14 protein-coding genes are annotated in these 14,922 nt (G+C 64.5%); 8 read left to right on the plus strand and 6 right to left on the minus strand.

The window, feature by feature from the left end; translation table 11 throughout:
- Positions 1-57: 57 nt before the first annotated feature.
- Together IVB46_RS34880 and alkB are read left to right on the plus strand one after the other, a co-directional pair.
- Positions 58-813, plus strand: coding sequence for a 2OG-Fe(II) oxygenase (locus IVB46_RS34880; protein ID WP_247308190.1), 756 nt, complete (start codon positions 58-60; stop codon positions 811-813).
- A 9-nt stretch (positions 814-822) separates the two neighbouring features.
- On the plus strand, positions 823-1,476 hold the full coding sequence (gene alkB, locus IVB46_RS34885) for a DNA oxidative demethylase AlkB (RefSeq protein WP_247308192.1): 654 nt from the start codon (positions 823-825) through the stop codon (positions 1,474-1,476).
- Positions 1,477-1,644: 168 nt separating this feature from the next.
- On the opposite strand, the gene IVB46_RS34890 is transcribed toward alkB, so the two are convergent.
- The 6 genes from IVB46_RS34890 to hpaH all read right to left on the minus strand — a co-directional run bounded on the left by IVB46_RS34890 (position 1,645) and on the right by hpaH (position 8,116).
- Positions 1,645-3,270 carry a thiamine pyrophosphate-dependent enzyme gene (locus IVB46_RS34890; protein WP_247308194.1) on the minus strand — a complete coding sequence of 542 codons (1,626 nt, stop codon included), beginning with the start codon at positions 3,268-3,270 and terminating at the stop codon, positions 1,645-1,647.
- A 24-nt stretch (positions 3,271-3,294) separates the two neighbouring features.
- The gene (locus tag IVB46_RS34895) at positions 3,295-4,164 is read right to left on the minus strand and encodes a fumarylacetoacetate hydrolase family protein (protein ID WP_247308196.1); all 870 of its coding nucleotides are present in this window, start codon (positions 4,162-4,164) and stop codon (positions 3,295-3,297) included.
- Between the two features lie 174 nt (positions 4,165-4,338).
- Positions 4,339-5,322, minus strand: a complete 984-nt coding sequence (gene hpaD, locus IVB46_RS34900; RefSeq protein ID WP_085403911.1) for a 3,4-dihydroxyphenylacetate 2,3-dioxygenase — start codon at positions 5,320-5,322, stop codon at positions 4,339-4,341.
- Between the two features lie 27 nt (positions 5,323-5,349).
- Positions 5,350-6,888 carry a 5-carboxymethyl-2-hydroxymuconate semialdehyde dehydrogenase gene (gene hpaE / locus IVB46_RS34905; RefSeq protein WP_247308198.1) on the minus strand — a complete coding sequence of 513 codons (1,539 nt, stop codon included), beginning with the start codon at positions 6,886-6,888 and terminating at the stop codon, positions 5,350-5,352.
- Positions 6,881-7,279, minus strand: coding sequence for a 5-carboxymethyl-2-hydroxymuconate Delta-isomerase (locus IVB46_RS34910; protein ID WP_028146923.1), 399 nt, complete (start codon positions 7,277-7,279; stop codon positions 6,881-6,883). Before IVB46_RS34910 ends, hpaE begins: the two co-directional genes overlap by 8 nt.
- 30 nt (positions 7,280-7,309) lie before the next feature.
- Complete coding sequence (gene hpaH / locus IVB46_RS34915; protein ID WP_247308201.1) at positions 7,310-8,116, minus strand: 2-oxo-hept-4-ene-1,7-dioate hydratase; 807 nt, start codon at positions 8,114-8,116, stop codon at positions 7,310-7,312.
- A gap of 111 nt (positions 8,117-8,227) precedes the next feature.
- Here hpaH and hpaR point away from each other — a divergent pair, with 111 nt between their 5' ends.
- The 6 genes from hpaR (at position 8,228) to IVB46_RS34945 (ending at position 14,822) form a co-directional block, all read left to right on the plus strand.
- Complete coding sequence (hpaR, locus tag IVB46_RS34920; RefSeq protein WP_085403907.1) at positions 8,228-8,743, plus strand: homoprotocatechuate degradation operon regulator HpaR; 516 nt, start codon at positions 8,228-8,230, stop codon at positions 8,741-8,743.
- A gap of 295 nt (positions 8,744-9,038) precedes the next feature.
- Positions 9,039-10,184 carry an ABC transporter substrate-binding protein gene (locus IVB46_RS34925; RefSeq protein ID WP_208085692.1) on the plus strand — a complete coding sequence of 382 codons (1,146 nt, stop codon included), beginning with the start codon at positions 9,039-9,041 and terminating at the stop codon, positions 10,182-10,184.
- Positions 10,185-10,267: 83 nt separating this feature from the next.
- A complete protein-coding gene (locus IVB46_RS34930) occupies positions 10,268-11,140 on the plus strand; it encodes a branched-chain amino acid ABC transporter permease (RefSeq protein WP_071915720.1) in 873 nt (290 codons plus the stop codon).
- Positions 11,137-12,915 (plus strand): branched-chain amino acid ABC transporter ATP-binding protein/permease, encoded by a 1,779-nt coding sequence (locus tag IVB46_RS34935; RefSeq protein WP_247344577.1) that lies wholly within the window; start codon positions 11,137-11,139, stop codon positions 12,913-12,915. The genes IVB46_RS34930 and IVB46_RS34935 overlap by 4 nt, the downstream gene beginning before the upstream one ends.
- Positions 12,915-13,643: an ABC transporter ATP-binding protein gene (locus tag IVB46_RS34940; RefSeq protein WP_063986556.1), complete on the plus strand. Its 729-nt coding sequence runs from the start codon at positions 12,915-12,917 to the stop codon at positions 13,641-13,643. Before IVB46_RS34935 ends, IVB46_RS34940 begins: the two co-directional genes overlap by 1 nt.
- Before the next feature lie 93 nt (positions 13,644-13,736).
- Entirely contained in the window at positions 13,737-14,822 is a 1,086-nt protein-coding gene (locus IVB46_RS34945) for a malate/lactate/ureidoglycolate dehydrogenase (protein WP_247344579.1), read from the plus strand.
- Positions 14,823-14,922 lie beyond the last annotated feature (100 nt).

Here is a 14,922-nt window from a genome sequence, read left to right on the forward strand (position 1 = left end):
GGAGATAATCGGGAATCGGGTGGCGGCGGGCGGATCGATCTTGCGAAAGTCGTAGCTATGACAGCAACAGCACGCAAATCGCCTCAATCGCCTCATAAGTCGGCCGTCGACCTCGCCGCCCACGTCGATGCCCTCGACTGGCCTCAAATCACCAGCGAGCTCGACACCCAGGGCTGCGCCGTCCTCAAGGGCCTGCTGACGCCGGACCAGTGCAACGCCGTCGCCGAACTCTACCCGGACGACGCGAATTTCCGCAGCCGCATCGTCATGGGCCGCCACGGGTTTGGCCGTGGCGAGTACAAATATTTCTCCTACCCGCTGCCCGATCTGATCGCGGAGCTCCGCCCGGCGCTCTATGCCCATCTTCAGGGCGTTGCCAATCGTTGGAACGAGGCGATGGGGATCGATATCCGTTATCCCGCCGCGCACGCGGCGTTCCTCAAGCGCTGCCACGAGGCAGGCCAGGCGCGGCCGACGCCGCTGCTGCTGCAATACGAGACGGGCGATTTCAACTGCCTGCATCAGGACCTCTATGGCGAGCACGTGTTTCCGCTCCAGGTCGCTATCCTCTTGACCGAGCCGGGACGCGATTTTACCGGCGGTGAGTTCGTGCTGACCGAGCAGCGCCCGCGCATGCAGTCGCGCGCCGAGGTCGTGCCGCTGATGCAGGGCGATGCGGTCGCTTTCGCCGTGCATCACCGCCCGGTGCAGGGGACACGCGGCACCTACCGCGTTAATCTCCGCCACGGCGTCAGCCGGATCAGGTCCGGCCAGCGCCACACGCTGGGTGTGATCTTCCATGATGCCAAGTGAGCGCTGCGATTGACGGGTGATCTGTTCGACACGGCCGCCGAGGCGCAGCCGTCGCGCGAGGAGATCGCCGACGGTGCCGTCTTGCTGCGCGGGTTCGTCAGGCCGATCGAGAGCGAGTTGATCGCCGCCGTGCGCGCGATCGTGACGCAGTCGCCGTTCCGCCGCATGACCACGCCGGGCGGCCACCTGATGTCGGTGGCGATGACCAATTGCGGCGAGCGCGGCTGGATCACCGATCACACCGGCTATCGCTACGATCCCATTGATCCGCGAACCGGCGCGCCCTGGCCCGCGATGCCGCCGGTGTTGCGCGATTTGGCCCGGCGCGCGGCGGAGCAGGGCGGGTTCACCGGCTTTGCGCCCGACGCCTGCCTCGTCAATCGCTACGAGCCCGGCACGCGGCTATCGCTGCATCAGGACAAGGACGAGCTGGATTATTCGGCGCCGATCGTCTCGGTCTCGCTCGGGCTGCCCGCGACCTTCCTGTTCGGCGGCCTGGCGCGCAGCGACAAGCCACGCCGCTTCCGGCTCGTCCATGGCGACGTCGTCGTCTGGGGCGGGCCCAGCAGGCTCGCCTATCACGGCGTCGCGCCGCTCGCCGATGGCGAGCACGCGCTGCTCGGGCGGAAGCGGATCAATTTGACGTTTCGCCGGACGCGCTGACCTTCCTTCTCCCCTTGTGGGAGAAGGTGGATCGCTGACGCGAAGCGGCAGCGAGACGGATGAGGGGTTTGTCTCCGCGGATAGAGACCCCTCATCCGCCTTCCCTTCGGGAAGGCACCTTCTCCCACAAGGGGAGAAGGGAAGAGTCTCGGTGCGACGATGCTTCGTTTACGGCTTCGGCGGATGAATGAACGCCCAGGGGCTGACTTCCGAATCCCGCGTCACTTCCACCGAAATCAGATATGGCCCGTCATGGGCCAGCGCCTTTTCCATCGCTGTCTTGAACTGGTCCGGCGCGGTGACGCGTGTGGCGGCAACGCCGAAGGACTCCGCGAGCTTGACGAAATCCGGGTTGACCAGATCGGACGCCACCACGCGGCCGTTAAAGCGCTCGCGCTGGTCGCGGCGGACATTGCCATAGGCGTTGTTGTTGAACACCAGCGTCACCACACCGATGTTGAACTGCACGGCGGTGGCAAGCTCCTGCACGCCGAACATGAAGCCGCCGTCGCCGGTGATCGCCACCACCGGCTTGTCGGGATTGGCGACCTTGGCGCCGAGCGCGGTCGGGAAGCCCGAGCCGAGCGTGCCCTGATAGCCCGACGTGATGAAGGTGCGCGGCTCGTAGATCGGAAAGCCGTACCAGGAGGCGAAGCCGAATTGCGACAATTCATCGGTGACGATCGCGTTGGCCGGCAGCACCTCGCGCAGGATGTTGAGATACGCCATCTGCGGCTGGATGCTCTGGATCTCTGCCAGCGCGGTCGCGGTGGCCTCGCGGATCGCGGCGCGGCGGCCGGCGGACTTGCTGTAGCCGGCCTTGCTGACCGCTTGGATCAGATCGGCGGTCGCGGTCTTGGCATCGGCGACGATGGCGGTGTCGGAGATGAAGCGCCGCATCTCGACGGGATCGATGTCGATGCGGATGCTCTTCAACCCGTCGGGCCGATACGGCCAGCGCGACATGGTCGGCAGCTCCAGCCGCGAGCCGATGCCGATCATGAGATCGGTCTTCGGCCATAGCTTGTAGGCGGCAGCCATCGTGAGCCCCAGCTCATGCGCGTTGGAGACGATGCCGCGCCCGCTGCGGAAGGCGACGACGGGTGCATCGATCATCTCGGCGAGCTCGAGGATTTCGTCGCGCGCCTCGATCGCGCCGCTGCCGACAAAGATCATCGGCGCCTTGCTGCTCCTGATCACCGCGGCCGCCTGGGTGATCAGATCAGGATCGGGCAGTGGCGCGGGCAGCGGCTCCAGCACCTTTGCGGCACAGGTGTCCGCGCGCTGGGTGAAGACGTCCCAGGGCATCTCGACCGAGGCGGGGCCACGACGGCCGGACGTCATTTCCTGGAAGGCGCGCGATACGGTCGTCGGCGCGTTGCCGGGCGTTTCGATGCGGTCGGCCCATTTGACATAGGTGCGCAAGGTGGCGAGCTGGTCCGGCATCTCGTGCAGATGGCCGCGGCCCTTGCCGAGAAACTGCGTCGGCACCTGGCCGGTGACGCATAGCACCGGCTCGTTGCAGCCGTAGGCGGTCAGCAGCGCCGCGCTGGCGTTGAGCACGCCGGGGCCGGGCACCACGCTGAACACGCCGGGCTTGCCGCTGGAGCGCGCATAGCCGAACGCCATGTAGCCGCAGGCTTGCTCGTGCCGCGCGCCGATCACCTTGAGCTGGGCCTGGTGGAAGGCGTCGAACAGGCCGTAGACCTGCGCGCCGGGCAGGCCGAACACGGTGTCGACGCCGTGGGCGACAAGGCCGCTTACGATCGCTTCGCCGCCGGTGAGGGTGGTCATTGCACTATTCCATTTCGATTGTTGTCAGGCTTCGTCGACGACGCCATTTCGTAGCATGCCGATGCCTTCGGCTTCGACCTCGATGACATCGCCAGGCGTCAGATAGCGCGGCGGATCGAACCGCGCACCGGCACCGGTCGGCGTGCCCGTCACAATGATGTCACCGGGGACGAGCGTTGCGAAGGTCGAGATATAGCTGATGAGATAGCGGAACGGGAACATCAGCCGGCTGGTGCGGTCGTCCTGCCTGAGCTCGCCGTTGACATGCGTGGTGAGCCTGATGTCGGCGATCTGCGCTTCCCTGGTGTAGGGCACCAGCCACGGGCCGAGGCTGCCGCTGGAATCAAAGTTTTTGCCCTGCGTGACGTTGAACTTGGCATGGCGCAGCCAGTCGCGCACCGAGCCTTCGTTGCAGAGCGTGAGCGCCGCGATGTGATCGAGCGCGGCACTTTCCGCAATGTGCCGGCCGGGCTTGCCGATCACCAGCACGATCTCGCCTTCGTAGTCGAGCTGCGCTGACGCGCGCGGGCGCACCAGCGGTGTGTCGTGGCCGACGAAGGAGCGGGGAGAGCGCATGAACATGCTCGGATATTTCGGTGCCTCCTGGCCGTCCTTGTACTCGGCATTGCGGTCGGGATAGTTGACGCCGATGCAGATGATCTTTTCCGGCGCGGGCACCGGCGGCAGCCATGTGATATCGCCGAGCGCATGATCCGGCGCGCGACTGGCGGCCTCTTCGGCAAGGCTCACGAGCTTTCCGGCCGCGATCACCTCGCGCAGCGTCGAATAGTCTTTTGCGTGGCGTGCGGAGAGATCGACGATGCCGCCCTCAAGGACGGCGCCGTACCTGGTTTCACCCTTGACGGAATAGGTGGCGAGGCGAGGGAGCTTCATAGGCAATCTATCTCTCTTGTCGTCCCTGCGAAAGCAGGGACCCATACCGCGTGATCTATCGATAGCGTGCGATGACAATCCCGAACGACCAACCTTCGCCAAACTCCTCCCTGTGGTTATGGGTCCCTGCTTTCGCAGGGACGACGGGGAGAGTTATTTTGCTTGTCACCGGCATCAATCCGCCACCAGCACGTCGGCGACGAACTTCGGCTCACGCACGGCTTGCCCGCTGAACGGCGAGCCCTGCTCGAACCAGGACCGCGGCGCCGGCGCGCCCCATAGCGTCTGGCGGCGTGGATCGCGCAGCGACCAGCGCAGCGGCTCGTGGTCGTGATCGCCGGTGAAGTAGTCGCTGGTGTAGAGTTCGAGGCGGTGCCCGTCAGGGTCGCGCACGTAGAGGAAGAACGCATTCGAGATGCCGTGGCGTCCCGGGCCGCGCTCGATGTTCTTGACGAAGCCTTGCGAGGCCATCACGTCGCAGAGATGGATGATGTTCATCGCTGTCGGCGTCCAGTACGCAAAATGGTGCAGGCGAGGGCCCTTGCCGTTGGTGATCGCAAAATCGTGGACATTGCCCTTGCGATGCATCCAGGCAGCCGCAATGCGCCCGTTCGGTCCATCCTCCTCGGCGTATTCGGTGAGACGGAAGCCGAGCCGCGCGTAGAACTCAACGGTGTCCTGCACCTCGGCGGCGAAGACGTTGAAATGGTCGAGCCGCTGCGGATGACATCCCCTGTAGAGATCGTAGCGGCGAAGCAGATGCGGGCGGCGGTCCATCGCGGCGTAGAGCTCGATCTGGAAGCCGAAGGGGTCGGTGAATTGCAGCGTGCGGCCCTGGAAAGGCTGGTCGACGAAGGCGTAAGAGAGACCGTTCTCCGAAAGGAAGGAGGCGGCCTTGTCGAGGTCTTTGTCGTTGCCGACCTTGAAGCCGAGCCGGGCGCAGGCGGGCACCGCCGCCTTGCGCAACACCAGCGAGTGATGCTGGTGCTCCTCGGCTGCGCGCAGGTAGACGACCTTGTCGTCGGCATCCTCGACATGCAGGCCGACGGTGGTCTCGTAGAATTCGCGGCTCAGCTTCAGGTCGGTCACGTCGAGCACGACGTGGCTGGAGCGGATGATGTTGAACGGCGGTTCGAAGATGTGTTGCGGTACGGGCATCGGCGTTTCCCCTCGGCTCGACGAGCGTCAGATTCCCAATTTCTGAATCTTGTGCGTGCCCCGCGCCAGCGAGACGTGCTTGGTTTCCATATAGAAGTCGAACGAGTAGTCGCCGCCGTCGCGGCCGATGCCTGAGGCCTTCATGCCGCCGAACGGCGTCGGCAGATGGCGGACGTTTTCCGAGTTCAGCCAGATCATGCCGGCCTCCAGCGCGTCGGCAACGCGCAGTGCGCGGCCGACGTCGTTGGTCCAGACATAGCCGGTCAGGCCGTAGCGGGTGTCGTTAGCGATCTCGATGGCGTCGGCCTCGTCCTTGAAGAGCAGCACGGTGAGGAAGGGGCCGAACACCTCCTCCTGCGCCACGCGCATCTTGCCGTTCGCGCCGGTCACCAAGGTCGGCTCGACGTAGTGTCCGCCGCCGGGGCCGTCATAAGCCTTGCCGCCGACCGCAATCGTGGCGCCGTCCTGCCGCGCGACGTCGAAATAGGAGCAGACTTTGGCCAGGTGCCGTTCGTGGATCAGCGGCCCGATCTCGGTGGCGGGATCGAGGGGATGGCCGACCCTCAGCGCTTTCACGCGCGCGGTCAGCTTCTCGATGAATGTCTCGGCAATGTCTTGCTGGATCAGCAGACGGCTCGACGACGTGCAGCGCTCGCCGTTGAGCGAGTAGATCATGAACACGACGGCATCGAGCGCGCGGTCGAGATCGGCGTCGTCGAACACGATCACCGGGTTCTTGCCGCCGAGCTCGAAATGCACGCGCTTCAAGGTCGGCGCGCCCTGAACCATGATCGCCGATCCCGTCGCGCTCTCGCCGACGAAGCCGATCGCCTTGATGGCGGGATGCTCGGTCAGGGCCTTGCCGGCCTCCTCGCCAAAACCGTGCACGGTGTTGAGCACGCCGTCGGGAACGCCGGCTTCCTTGACGAGCCTTGCGAGAATAGCGGCTGTCACCGGCGACCATTCGGCCGGCTTGTGCACGACGGTGCAGCCCGCCGCCAGAGCAGGGGCAATCTTCCAGGTCGAGAGCATGAACGGCGTGTTCCACGGCGTGATCACCCCGACGGGGCCGATCGGCACGCGGGTCGAGACGTTCCAGTGCTCGTCGCTCGGCGTGTTCTGGCCATCGCGCGCCTCGGCACATTTGTCGGCGAAGAAGCGAAAATTCTCGGCAGCGCGGATCGCGGCCTTGGCCATGAAGCGATAGGCCTGGCCGGTGTCGATGCATTCGAGCACGGCGATGTCGTCGGCATTGTCCTCGATCGCGTCGGCGACGCGGTGCAGCAGCTTCTTCCGCATCGCCGGCCCCATGTCGCGCCAGGACTTGAAGGCCAGCGCAGCGGCGGTGGCTGCGGCGTCGATGTCCTCGGCGTTGCCGCGCGCGACGCTCGCAAGCGTAGCGCCGTCAACCGGCGACTTCGTCTCGAATGTCTCACCGGAGATCGAGGCGACGATCTTGCCGTCGATCATGTGGCCGATGCCGTCGGCCCGCAGCTTCTTCAGCAGCGGCGCGGCGCGGTCGCGGTTGGCTTGGAATACATCGGCTTTCGGCGTGGGCTTATCCATGGGCAGCCTCCACTTTCAGGGCGTCGTGGATGTTGTTGCGCTTCCAGCTGGTGTCCTTGTCGTTGATCTGCATGTCGAACGACAGGGCGAACTTGCTGGCGGCGAAGACGGGATCGAGATGTTTTGAAAGCGCCTGGAAGACGTGCTCGCCGGCTTTCTGACGCGTGGGAAGGTCGCGGCCTTCGCCGATGCGCAGCACCATGTCGAGAAAGCCGTAGTCCTGTCGCGCGTCCGCGATCGCATAGTGCTCGCACCTGACAGCGCGGACGCGGATGCCGCCGAGCGGGAAGATGCCGGTCTCGACCGCCGCCTTCCGCACCACCTCGCAGACCGCGCCGATGTCGAGGCGGCCATCGAGATTGGCCGAATATTCGATGGTGAAATGCGGCATCGCGGTTTCACTCCCTGTTTTTTTGTTGGTCTAAGCGAAGTAGCAGCTCACCGAGCCGTAGGCGCCATAATCGGCCTGAATTGTGTCGCCCTTGCGGGTCTCGATCGGACGGATGAAGGAGCCGGCGAGCACGATCTGCCCGGGCTCCAGCGCAAGGCCGAGCGGCGCGATCTTGTTGGCGAGCCAGGCAACGGAAGTGGCGGGATGATTGAGCACGCCCGCGGCAAGGCCCGTCTCCTCGAGCTGGCCGTTCCTGAAGCAGAGCGCGCCGATCCAGCGCAGGTCCGCGTCCAGCGGGCGGATCGGCCGTCCACCGAGCACGATGCCGGCATTCGCCGCGTTGTCGGCGATGGTGTCGAAAATTTTTCGCGTGGCTTTGGTGCTAGGGTCGACGCGTTCGATGCGCGTGTCCAGGATCTCCAGCGCCGGCACGACGAAATCGGTGGCGTTGAGCACGTCGAACATCGTGCAGTCCGGCCCCGCGAGGCGCCTGCTCATGACGAAGGCGAGCTCGGCCTCGACGCGCGTGGCGATGAAGCGCTCGGTCGGGACGAGGCCGCCATCGGCAAAGAACATGTCGTCGAGCAGCACGCCGGAATCCGGCTCGTCGATATTGAGCGCGCTCTGCATCGCCTTCGAGGTCAAGCCGATCTTGTGGCCCTTGACGGTGCGGCCTTCCGCGAGCTTGAGGTCGACCCAGGCCTTCTGAATCGCGTAGGCGTCAGCGATGGTAATGCCCGGAAAATCCTGCGAGAGCTGCCGGATCTGGGTGCGGGTCTTCTCCGCCTGGTGCAGACGGTTCGCGCAAGCTTGGATATCGTCGTTGGAAAGCGCCATCTGTGATCTTACAAATCGTGGTGCCCGGCGATACTTAACATGTTAAGTGAATGCGTCAAACACAATTTGGGTTTGCTGCACTGCAAACATTTTGCGGCTTGAAAGGACGACATGGCGAAGAGACCGGCTGATCCCGCGAACGGAAGCGAGCCCGCCGCACGGCAGGTGCCGATGCGCGACTTCTCGCGCTCGCTGCCGATGTCGCTGCTCAGGGCACGTGAAGCGGTGATGCGGCAATTTCGTCCCAAGCTGCGCGAGCACGGCCTGACCGAGCAGCAATGGCGCATCCTCCGCGCATTGGCAGCCATCGAGGCCGCGGAGGTGACCGAGCTTGCGCGCACGGCATTTCTCCTTGGCCCGAGCCTGTCGCGCATCCTGCGCGATCTCGAGGCGCGCAATCTGATCGAGCGCAAGACCGCCAAGGCGGACCAGCGCCGCAGCATGGTCTCGATCTCGAAGGAGGGCGTGAAGCTGATGGCCGCGGTCGCCCCATCGTCGGAAGCGATCTACGCCGAGATCACGCAACGCTTCGGCGCGCGCAAGCTCGCCGAACTGCAGGAGATGCTCGGTCAGTTGGAATCGTGTCTCGCTTCCACGGGCGCGAGTGACGTCACGGATGAAACGTAACGGCAAATTTGCATGATCACTTTCCAACTACGCATGACTGTCATCATTGCATAATGCGTGGGCAGCGCGATCGCCGCGAAATGCGTGAAAAATGCCGTGAGAAATCGCCGAGAATAGACAGCCGTCGCGGGTGTTGATCACTATTGGGTGCGCGCTCTGCGCAGTTAGTCGATGTTGGCGCAATATCAATTTACTCGTATCGGCAGAATTCGTAAGTAGCATCCGGTTCTGTATTCAGCGATAGAGCCAAGACCAAGAAGGGCCGACAAGGATGCCCGGCCCCAGGGAGGAATGAATGAGACTGACGAGACGCGACTTCGCGGCCGGAATTGCTGCCGGCATTGCCGCGCCATACCTCATCAAGAGCGCGCATGCGCAAGGCGCCACCATCAAGATCGGCATGTGCGCGCCCGTCACCGGTCCCGCCGCTGAATCCGGCGGTTACGCCATCAAGGGCGCCAAGCTCGCGCTCGAAGCTGTGAACAAAGCCGGCGGTATCCTGGGAAAACAAGGCGAGTTGATCGTCGAGGACGACCAGACCACCAATCCCGGCATCGTGCTCGCTTTCTCCAAGCTCGCCGCGCAGTCCGACATCGTCGGGTTCCTCGGCTCGATCCGTTCGACCCAGGTGCACGCGATGGCGCCCGACGTGATCAAGCTTGGCAAGCCCGTGATGATCGGCGGCACCGATCCGAACCTCACCCACATGGGCAATCAGTGGCTGTTCCGCTGCCGCCCCAATGACAGCTATTCCGGTCGCGTCATCGCCGAATACGGCGTCAATACGCTCGGCAAGAAAAAGTGGGCCGTGCTGCACTCGACCGACGCTTTTGGCACCGCCGGCGGCAAGGCGTTGACCGCCGCGCTCGAAAAGCTCGGTGCCCCCTCGGTGCTCGACCAAGGCTACGCCAACCAGAGCCAGGACTTCACCCCGGTCGTGCTCGCGATCAAGCAGTCGGGTGCCGACATTCTCGGCTCATACTTCACCTTCGAGAACGATCTCGGCATCTTCGCCCGGCAGCTCCGTCAGCTCGGCGTGAACATTCCCTGGGTCGGCTCGCCCTCGATCGTCAACATCACCGCGCTGAAACTCGCGGGTCCCGCGCTGTACAATACATATGGCGTTGCCGATTATGCCGAGAATTCCAGCGAAGGCTCGAAGGCGTTCGGCAAGATCTACCGTGATGCGGTCAAGGTCGCGCCCGACAACCAGAGCTCCTGGACCTTCGACGCCATCAGCGTCTTGTCGGCGGCCATCAACAAGGCCGGCACGACCGATTCGGCCAAGGTCCGCGAAGCCATCCTCGCGATCAAGAAGTTCCCGGGTGCCGAGGGCGAATACAATTTCGACCAGAACGGCGATGGTCTCCACGGCTACAACATCGTGAAGAACGAGAAGGGCAACATCGTCTTCGACAAGCACATCGAGTTCAACGACTGACGTTGAAGCGGCCTCCCCGATTTCGATCGGGGAGGTCGAACCGTCTTTCGGCGAACGCATCCGACCTCCAACAGAAGCTTGTCATGGATCTCGCCCTACAACTCCTTTTTACCGGCATCGGTATCGGCGCCGTCTACGCGCTCGTCGCGCTCGGCTTCGTGCTGATCTTCCGTGCCACCAATGTGGTGAATTTTGCCCAGGGCGAATTCTCCATGGTCGCGGCCTATCTGATGGTCGTCGCGGTCGAAGCCGGTCTGCCCTATTGGGCGGCCTTCATCGTCGCGCTGCTCGGCATGGCGCTGCTCGGTGTCATCTTCAATCTCGGCGTCTATTATCCGCTGCGCCACCGCACCTATCTGCCTGTGATCATCGCCACCATCGGCGCCTCGATCCTGCTCGCCAATTCCGTGCTCGCGATCTACGGCCCGCAGCCGCAGGTGCTGGAAGGCTGGTTTGAGACGCCGGGCATTCAGGTCGGCCCGGTCTATCTCGACAGCCAGTATCTGCTGATCATCGGCGTCACCATCTGTCTCGTGATCTTCAATTTCTGGTTCTTCGAGAAGACGCTGCTCGGCAAGAAGCTGCAGGCGACCTCGCAGGACAAGGAAATGGCCTCGCTGCTCGGCATTTCCGTCTCCACCATGATCATGATCACTTTCATCTATTCGGCGGTGCTTGGCGGACTTGCCGGCATCCTCGTCGCGCCCGTGCTGTTCGTCTCGATCCAGATGGGCTCGACGATCGCGCTGAAGGCGTTCGCGGCCACCATCATCGGCGGCTTCGGCGACGTTGCCGGCGCCATCATCGGCGGTCTCGCGCTCGGCGTGATCGAGACCTTTGGTGCGGCCTATATCTCGGTGCCCTACAAGGACGGCTTCGCCTTCCTGGTGCTGGTCGCCTTCCTGATCTTCCGGCCGCAAGGCATCTTCGGCGAACGCGTGGCGGAAAAGGCATGAGCGCACCCAGCGACAACATGCCGATCCCGGCGCCCGCCATCCGTTCGAAACCGCTCGTGATCCGGCACCTGCCGTACTTCATCGGCGCGGCGATCCTGGTCGCGCTCGCGGCCAACATGCGCTTCGACGGATACGTCCATAACATCCTGCTGCAGGCCACCACGTTCTCGATCGCGGTGTTCGGCCTCTCGGTCGTGCTCGGCCTGTGCGGCCAGATCAATCTGGCGCAGGCGGCGTTCTTCGGGCTCGGCGCCTATGCGGTCGGCATGGGCACGACGGATCTGCAGCTCAGCTTCTGGCTGTGTCTCGTCGGCGGCTGCGTGATCTCGCTGCTCGCGGGCGCGTTCCTCGGCATGTCCACGCTGCGGCTCGGCGGTCATTATCTTGCGATGGTGACGATCTCGTTCCAGCAGATCGTCACGCTGGTGATGATCAACGCGATCTGGCTCACGCGCGGTCCCGACGGCGTCCCCAACATCAAGCGTCCCGACCTGTTCCAGTCGTCGCAGAGCTATCTCGCCTTCTGCGTCGCGATGCTGGCGATCGTCGGCTACCTGGTCTGGCATCTCTCCGACACCAAGCTCGGCCGCGCCATGCGCGCCGTGCGCGACAACGAGCTTGCGGCCGGCGTCAACGGCATCGACGTCTTCCGCACCAAGATCTACGCCTTCGCGCTCTGCGCGGTGCTCGGCGGGCTCGCGGGCGGCCTGTTCGCCGGCGGCTTCGCCTATGTCAGCCCCGATCAGTTCTCCTTCGCGGAATCGATCGTGTTCCTGACCATGTCGCTGCTCGGCGGCGTGGCCTCGCCGATCGGTTCTGCCATCGGCACGGGTCTCTTGATCCTGATCCCGGAATGGCTGCGCTTCCTCAAGAGCGTGCCGGGCCTGTATCTCGCGATCTACGGCCTGTTCGTGATCCTGATCATCCGCTTCATGCCTGACGGCATATGGGGCTTTGTTGCGGACGCCTTCACGCGCTGGCGCGCCAAGATCAAGGCGCCGCCGGCAGCGGCTGCCCTGCAATTGAAGCCGGCGACGATCGGCGGCGAAACGGTGCTGGAAGTCACCGGCCTGTCGAAGCATTTCGGTGGCCTGAAGGCGGTCGACGGTGTCGACATCGCTGTGAAGCGCGGCGGTGTGCATGCGCTGATCGGGCCGAACGGCTCGGGCAAGACCACGACGCTCAACGTGCTCTCGGGTCTCTATGAAGCGACAGCCGGCAAGATCGTGCTCGATGGCACCGACATCACCCACATGCCGCCGCATCAGCGCACGGCTTCTGGTCTCGGCCGCACGTTCCAGAACATTCGCCTGTTCCGTTCGATGACGGCGCTGGAGAATGTCGAGATCGGCGCCGAGCGGCCCGGCAACACCATGGTCGGGAAGGGCGACGACGCCCTGACCGAGCGGGCGATGGAGGCGCTGACCTTCGTCGGCCTCGGCAGCCGCGCCAACGAGCTGATCTCGAGCTTCTCCTACGGCCATCAGCGGCTGATCGAGATTGCCCGTGCGCTGGCCTCGAACCCGACGCTGCTGCTGCTCGACGAACCGGCTGCCGGCCTCAACTCGACCGAGAAGCTGGAACTGCACGAGCTGCTCAAGCGCATCGCGGCGCAGGGCCTGACCATCCTGATCATCGATCACGACATGACGCTGGTCTCGGAAGCGGCCCAGCACATCACCGTGCTCAACTTCGGACGCCGTATCGCGGACGGCGAATCCCTGGCCGTGCTGCGTCATCCCGACGTCGTCTCCGCCTATCTCGGGAGCGAATGATGCCGTTGCTCGAAATCCGCAATCTGGTGGTGCGCTACGGCGAGATCGAAGCGCTGCGCGGGGTGACCTGCGCGGTGGAGCAGGGTCAGGTGGTGACGCTGCTCGGGGCCAACGGCGCCGGCAAGTCCACGACCTTGCGCGCCATCTCCGGCCTCGCCAAGCCGACCTCCGGCGACATCCTGTTCGACGGCAAGTCGATCGCAGGTCTTGGTCCGGAAGCGATCGTCCGCATGGGCATCTCGCACGTGCCGGAAGGCCGTAGGGTATTCCCGGGTCTCACCGTGAAAGAGAACATCATGCTCGGCGCGTCCAATCGCCGGGCGCCGACTTCGGAGATCTCACGGGAGGCGGACGCGATGTTCGACCTGTTCCCTGACATCCGGAAGTTCACCAACGCGCTCGGCTGGACGCTGTCCGGCGGCCAGTTGCAGATGGTGGCGGTTGCGCGCGGCTTGATGGCCAAGCCGCGGCTGTTGTTGCTCGACGAGCCCTCGCTTGGTCTTGCGCCCGTCATCGTGCAGGCCGTGTTCAAGATCATCTCGGAGATCCGGCGCAACACGACGGTGCTGCTCGTCGAGCAGAATGCGCGCATGGGCCTGTCGGTGGCCGATTACGGCTATGTGCTCGAAACCGGCCGCATCGTGCTGGGTGGCAAGCCCGACGCGCTCTGGGGCAACGAAGCGATCCGCGCCGCCTATCTCGGCGGCCATGCCAAGGTGAATGCTTAGGGCATGATCCGGACCCGGAGGGCCGCGTTAGCGCAAAGTGTGCAGCGGTTTTCCGAGAAGATCATGCCCAAACAATAGCCGGGGAGTTTGTCCATGGTCACGATCCAGGTCCAGAACCTCATCGACTTCGTCGGCGAGGTGTTTGGTCACGCAGACTCCTCTCCGGAGGAGGCCAAGCGGATCGCGACCTATCTCACCACGGCCAATCTCACCGGCCATGACAGCCATGGCGTGATCCGCGTGCCCGTCTACATCCGCTGGCTGAAGACCGGCTTCGTGGTCCCGAACCAGACGGCGGAGGTCGTGGTCGACACGCCCTCGCTCGCGGTGGTCGACGGCAAGTTCGGCTACGGCCAGACCGTGACGCCGCAGGCGGTCAGGATCGGCATCGAGAAATGCAAGAAGGCGGGCCTTGCCGCTGTTGCGCTGCGCAATGCCGGCCATATCGGCCGCGTCGGCGACTGGGCCGAGATGGCCGCCGCCGAAGGGTTGGTCTCCGTGCATTTCGTCAATGCCGCCGGCTCGCTGCTGGTGGCGCCGTTCGGCGGCGTCGAGAAGCGGCTCTCCACCGCGCCTTACTGCGTCGGCATCCCGCGTGAGGGGCGGGATCCGATCGTGCTGGATTTTGCCACCTCGGTCGTCGCCGAAGGCAAGGTGCTGGTCGCAAGCCGCGGCGGCAAGAAGCTGCCGAAGGGCGCGCTGGTCGATGCCGACGGGACCCTGAGCGAGGACCCGACCGTGCTCTACGGTCCCTTCACGCCGGAAGGCCCGCGCGATCACACCAAGGGCACCGGTGCCATCCGCGCCTTCGGCGATCACAAGGGCTCGGGCCTTGCGTTCATGTGCGAGCTGCTCGGCGGCGCGCTGACCGGAACCGGGGCCACCTCGGGCGGCCGCCGCTTCGCCAACGGCATGCTGGCGTTCTATGTCGATCCGAAGGTGATCGATACCTCCCATGTGTTCGACGCAGAGGTATCGCGCTATACGGACTTCATCCGTGCCACCAAGCCGATGGCGGGGGTCGATCAAGTGCTGATTCCCGGCGATCCCGAGCGGAAAACCCGGGCCGAGCGCACCAAGAACGGCATCCCCTTGCCGGATGGCACCTGGGCGGCAATAGTGAACACCGCCCGCGAGGTCGGCGTCAGCGAAGTCAGCATCCAGCGGGCGACCGCATAGGTCTTGCGTCATTGCGAGCGTAGCGCGGAGCCCCGGTTCGCGGTAACAGCAGAGCCGTGCTGTCGCGGCGCTCGTCATGGTGACGAAGGTCCAAACAACG

This window comes from Bradyrhizobium sp. 61 (assembly GCF_023073075.1).
Taxonomy (GTDB): domain Bacteria; phylum Pseudomonadota; class Alphaproteobacteria; order Rhizobiales; family Xanthobacteraceae; genus Bradyrhizobium; species Bradyrhizobium barranii.